This window comes from Rhizobacter sp. P2_H2, from assembly GCF_056403375.1.
This window is the reverse complement of the sequence record NZ_JBFUFP010001558.1, coordinates 1-903: the sequence shown is the minus strand read 5'-3', so window position 1 is coordinate 903 and position 903 is coordinate 1. Positions and strand designations below refer to the sequence as shown.

Below are 903 nucleotides of genomic sequence, written 5' to 3'. Positions count from 1 at the left end.
ACTTGATCCCGCGCTTGGCGAACCAGCCCTGGTTCATCTCGAGCACGAAGCGCACCGGCTTCTTCGAGCAATGCGAATCGAGCGTCTGCGGCTTCATGTCCTCGACGTTCACGACGGTGCCATCGTCGGCGATGAAGGCGGCCGACAGCGGCAGCAGCGTGTTCTTCATCCAGAAGCACTGCACGCCGGCCTCTTCGAACGCGAACAGCATGCCGTCGTTGGTGCCCATCGTGCGGCGGAACATCAGGCCGGTGGCCCGTTGCTCGGGCGTCTGCGCGACCTGCGCCTGGATGTTGTGGATGCCGGCGGTGAGCTGGATGGCGGGCAGCTGCTGCGGCGCGTCCTGCGCAAGAGCGGCTGCGGCGATCGGGCCGAAAGCGAGCAGGGCCAGCAGGCGGGTGGCGGGGATCTTCATGGTCGGGCGGGCTTCGGTGTGGACAGGCGCGGCAGAGTGTAGCGAGGGCCAAAGAAAAACGCCCGGCACAGGCCGGGCGTTCCTCATTCAATTCAGCGAAGCGGGCGTGAACCCGGCTCCTCCCGAATCACTTGGCAGCCGAAGCAGCCTTCTCGCTCTTTTCGGCCTTCTTGGCTTCGGCCTTCTCGGCCTTCTTCTCGGCCTTGGCAGCCGATGCAGCCGGCTTGGCGGCTTCAGCGGGCTTGGCGTCAGCGGCGAAAGCGCCGGCAGCGAACAGGGAAGCAATCAGGGCGGCCAGAATCTTGTTCATGTGAAAACCTTTCGAAAGTTTTTGGGATCCACCATCCATCGTTGGACGGTCCGCCCGTAACGCGGGCTCTCGAAAGTCGGTTGACACGGTGCGTGACATAGAATCGCCGGCTTCAGTGCGGTCCGTTTCCAGTCACTCCAACATCAGCAGCGCGCGGAGCTATCCCATGTATCAGCAC

At 63.7% G+C, this 903-nt stretch carries 2 protein-coding genes; both read right to left on the bottom strand.

Annotation, left to right across the window (positions count from 1 at the left end):
* Positions 1-415, bottom strand: a 415-nt coding sequence (locus tag AC1D15_RS34720) for a DUF192 domain-containing protein (protein ID WP_477829651.1), incomplete at its 3' end; no start/stop codon positions are given.
* Positions 416-542: 127 nt separating this feature from the next.
* A complete protein-coding gene (locus tag AC1D15_RS34715) occupies positions 543-725 on the bottom strand; it encodes a hypothetical protein (RefSeq protein WP_047508846.1) in 183 nt (60 codons plus the stop codon).
* Positions 726-903 lie beyond the last annotated feature (178 nt).